This is a genomic window from Corallococcus sp. 4LFB (genome assembly GCF_046520365.1).
Classification (GTDB): domain Bacteria; phylum Myxococcota; class Myxococcia; order Myxococcales; family Myxococcaceae; genus Corallococcus; species Corallococcus caeni.
The window spans coordinates 1-3,271 of sequence record NZ_JBKGHJ010000708.1; the positions used below are offsets into that span (position 1 = coordinate 1).

General features: G+C 73.9%; 2 protein-coding genes. Both read right to left on the reverse strand.

Annotated elements, in window-relative coordinates:
* Window positions 1-155 precede the first annotated feature (155 nt).
* Window positions 156-1,043: a YIP1 family protein gene (locus tag ACLEQD_RS39885; RefSeq protein ID WP_410391156.1), complete on the reverse strand. Its 888-nt coding sequence runs from the start codon at window positions 1,041-1,043 to the stop codon at window positions 156-158.
* 23 nt (window positions 1,044-1,066) lie between these two features.
* Window positions 1,067-3,172, reverse strand: coding sequence for a serine hydrolase (locus ACLEQD_RS39890; RefSeq protein WP_410391157.1), 2,106 nt, complete (start codon window positions 3,170-3,172; stop codon window positions 1,067-1,069).
* Window positions 3,173-3,271 lie beyond the last annotated feature (99 nt).

Consider the following 3,271-nt stretch of genomic DNA (forward strand, 5'->3'; position numbering starts at 1 on the left):
CGCGACGCAGGTGCGCGTCTACGACCTGGGCTCCCGGCGCCTCGTCGCGTCGCTCAACGGCCTCCGGGCCGCGCGCTTCTGGCCGGCGCCGGGTTCGCAGGTGCCGCACGGGGCCACGGTGGCGTCCGGGCAGCACTAGGCGCGGTGCGTGGGGCTCAGCCCTGGCCCACGCCGCTCTTGAAGGCCGCGAAGATGAAGGCCCCGTAGAAGCCACCGCAGAGGCAGCACGAGAGCACGGGCACCAGGAGCGCGCCCGCCAGCGCCGTGCCCCAGCTGGTGCGGTGCAGCGTGCGGTAGGTGAAGGCGCGCAGGCCCATGGCCCAGAAGGGCGCGGCGTACACGGCGACGAAGGGAATCACTCCGACGATGTACGGCGCCTGCGAGAGCGCGTGCGCGCGCATCGTCACGGAGAAGCCCCGCTCCACGCCGCCCATGCGCAGGATGAGGTGGTCCAGGCCCGCGTTGGCCAGCGTCAGGCCGGTGCTGAAGACGGGCATCAGCACCGTCCAGGCCGCCATGCCCACCGTCATCCACTGCTTCAGGGCCTTCGGATCCGCGCCCCCCGTGTCCGTCTGGGGGACGAGCCCCAGGACGATGCCGATGATCGCCGTGTAGACGAGGCCCGTGGTCAGGAAGCCGGCGATGGCGGACAGGAGCACGAACGTCATGGAGCTGCTCACGGGCGCGTCGGGGTTGATGCCCCGGAGCGTGTTCGTGGGCTGCATCAACAGGCCGTAGCACGTGCGCCAGAACGCCCTGAGCGTGCCCAGCTGCTCGCGCTGGTCCCACGGCAGCTGGCCCAGGGGCTCACGTTCGTGGCAGGTGGCGCAGATGGCGCCTTCCGGCCCCTCGCGCAGGCAGCGGGCACAGGCGAACGCGCCACAGCGCGGGCACGTGGCCACGCTCCGCCACTCGGGGTGCACGGCGCAGACGGGCTCGGCGCTTCCGGGAGCCGCGGCCACCAGCAGCGAGGCCCCACACCGCTCGCACGTCTCCGCGCCGGGGGTGAAGGGGGCCTGACAGGAAGGACAGGAAGGCGTCATCGCCGCGCATCGTAGGCGATGCGCTACGGCTCCGGCGCCGTTTCCGGATCCGCCGGCACCGAAGGGGACGTGCTCCCGGCCTTGTCCTGTGCCTGCGCGCTCCCCGCCGGCGTCACGGCACCGGTCGCCTTCGGGGCTCGGGCCTCCTGGGCGGCTCGGGCCTGACGGGCCCGCTTCGCCTGCGACAGCGCCGTCCTCGCCGCGCCCGCGTCGCCCAGGACCCGCTCCCGCTTCGCCAGCGCGTCCCACAGCTCCGGCGCGTCCGGGTGCAGCGTCACCGCCGCTCGCAAGAGGCCCCGGGCGACCTTCAGCGAACGCGTGCCCAGCAGCCGCCGCAGGAAGCCGGCGGGCGACAGCACCAGCGACCCCTCCGGCGTCTCGAAGGCCTCTCGCACGTGCGGAATCGCCTCCGGCTCGCGGCCCGCCTCCATCAACCCCACCGCGTGCGCCAGGTGCGCGTCCATCGACTCCGGATGCAGCTCCGTCGCGCGCTCCAGCCAGCGCATCCGGTCCGTGGGCTTGCGCTTCGCGCGGTCCGCCAGCGCGAGCAGCTCGTCCGTGTAGTCCGGCCGCACGTCGGGGGCGCGCACCGCCGCCTCCTTCAGCGCGGGCCACAGCCGCTCGGGGTCCTTCACCGCGTCCAGCCGGGAGCGCAGCAGCGCCGGCACCTCCGCGCGCTTCCACCCCGCGACGAAGCGGGCCACGTCGCCGCGCACGGCCGGGTTGAAGCGCTCCGCCTCCGGACACTTCAGCGTCTCGCACGCGGACAGGTAGTCCGCGAAGAAGCCCGCCGCGCCCTGCGTCCGGTACGCGCTCAGCCGCTCCGCGCCCATCACCTTCCGCACCGTGGCCGCCATGTGCGCGCCCACGCGGATGAAGAGCGACCCGGCGTGCGGCTCGTGCGCGCCGCGGATCCGCTCCATCGCGCCCCGGCCGTCCCTGGCGATGGCGGCCCGGTCGAGGAGCGCCGACACCTTCGTGAACGCCCCCGCCAGGTCCGTCTCCGGCGGCAGCGTGCCCGGCCCGCGCGTGGCCCAGTCGTGGTACGCGAGCCCGTAGCTCGCCAGCCGGCTCAGGCCCTCGTACACGACCGCGTCCACGGGGTCCGTGAAGTGGCCGCCGCGGCCCGGCGCGCCATCGTCCAGCACCGTCTCCATCAACCGCAGGGACAGCCGGCGCAGCCGCTTCGCCTCGTCCTCCACGTTGGTGGCGAGCGCGATGGCCGTGTCCTCCGCCGGCAGCAGCACCAGCAGCGTCGTCGTCTCCGGCTGCCCGCCCGCGTGCGCCACGATGTAGTGGCCCCGCAGCGGATAGGTCGCGAAGCCCATGCCGTAGTCGGTGATGTGCCCGTCGCGCGTGACCATGGTCGCCTGCATGCGGCCCATCGTCTCGCGCGTCACCAGCGTGTGGTCCAGCACCGCGCGAGCGAAGCCCAGCAGGTCCTCCACCGTCGCGCGCGTGCCGCCGCCACCGAAGCGGCTGGTGACGTCCAGGAAGCGCGACGGCCTCAGCGCGGCGCCCACCACGCGGTAGCCCACCGCCTGCTGCGCGTCGCGCGTGCTGACTTCATCCAGGTCCGCGTGGCTCATGTTCGCGGGGCCGAAGACGTGGTCGCGCAGGTACTCGCGGTAGGACTGGCCGGAGGCCGTCTCCACCGCCGCGCCCAGCAGGTTGAAGCCCCACGTCGTGTACAGGTAGCGCGTGCCCGGCTCCGATGTGAGCGGCCGGTCCGCGAACAGCCCGATGGCCTCCTTCGTCGTCACCGGCTTCGTGTTGTTGCCGGCGCGCGGGCTGTCGTAGGTGGGCACGCCGCCCAGGTGCCCCAGCAGCTGCCGCACCGTCACCGGCCACTGCTTCACCGGGTACTCGGGCACCAGCGTGTGGATGTCCGCGTCCAGGTCCAGCTTGCCCGCCTGCGCCAGCTGCATCACGGCCACCGCCGTGAAGGACTTGGTGATGGACGCCATGCGGTACGTGGTGCGCACCGTGGCCGGCAGCTTCTTCGCCAGGTCGCGGTAGCCGTAGCCGCTCATCCACCGCTGGCCGCCCCGCATCACGCCCACGGACAGGCCCGCGGTGGGGCCCTGCTTCAGGTCCGCGCGGACCAGCGCGTCCAGCGCGCGCTGCACCTCCGGAGGGAACTCGGAGGCCTTCGCGCCCGGCTCCGGCGCGACCTTCGCGCTGGACTCCGGTGGCGACGCGGGCTTTCAGCAGGCGCGGAGGCGCGG